The sequence below is a fragment of the Buchnera aphidicola (Pemphigus obesinymphae) genome (assembly GCF_026122815.1).
In the GTDB taxonomy this organism is placed as follows: domain Bacteria; phylum Pseudomonadota; class Gammaproteobacteria; order Enterobacterales; family Enterobacteriaceae; genus Buchnera_C; species Buchnera_C aphidicola_BJ.
The window spans coordinates 1-706 of sequence record NZ_JAIWQW010000060.1 but is presented as its reverse complement, the minus strand read 5'-3'; the positions used below and the strand labels follow the sequence as shown (position 1 = coordinate 706).

Below are 706 nucleotides of genomic sequence, written 5' to 3'. Positions count from 1 at the left end.
ATTTTGATATATTTTAAAAATTTTTTTTACATTATACCCCGTGTCTTGAAAACGTGGATTATTTGCTGATATACGCGCTAATTTATCACAAAATGTATTTTCTATATGATTTGAGTGTCCTTTAATCCATTTCCAGTATGTTTGATGTTGATGTAGTGTATTATGCAATCTGGTCCATAAATCTATATTTTTTATAGGTTGTTTCTTTTTATTTTTCCAACCTTGTTTTTTCCATTGATGTATCCAAGTTTCAACACCTTTTTTTACATATTGACTATCTGTTACAATATGTACTTGACAAGATTGTTTCAGAGATTCTAATGCTATAATAATAGCCATTAATTCCATGCGATTATTAGTAGTTAAATAAAATCCGGCATGTAATGTTCTTTTATATTTTTTGTAACGAAATAAAATTCCGTATCCTCCTGGACCAGGATTTCCTAAACAAGAACCATCTGTAAAAACATAAACTAATTTTAACATTGTAAAATATTTCTTTTTGATACACATATTATATAATTATATGAAAAAAAACAAAATAAGACAAATTGCACTTGATACTGAAACTACAGGAATCAATAATAAAGGTATTTTTTATGAAAAACAACGTGTTATTGAGATTGGTGCTATTGAAATAATTGATCGTAATTTTACAGGAAACAATTTTCATACATATATTCAACAAAATCGTTCGGTAGATCCT

The 706-nt window shown here is 26.6% G+C and carries 2 protein-coding genes; one reads left to right on the top strand and one right to left on the bottom strand.

Going from position 1 to position 706, the window contains the following annotated elements; all coding sequences use genetic code 11:
* Positions 1–486: ribonuclease HI (gene rnhA, locus LDP10_RS03075; RefSeq protein ID WP_265197272.1), on the bottom strand; the 486-nt coding region annotated here is incomplete at its 3' end.
* 40 nt (positions 487–526) lie between these two features.
* Between rnhA and LDP10_RS03070 the strand changes: the two genes are divergently transcribed.
* Positions 527–706: exonuclease domain-containing protein (locus LDP10_RS03070; protein ID WP_265197271.1), on the top strand; the 180-nt coding region annotated here is incomplete at its 3' end.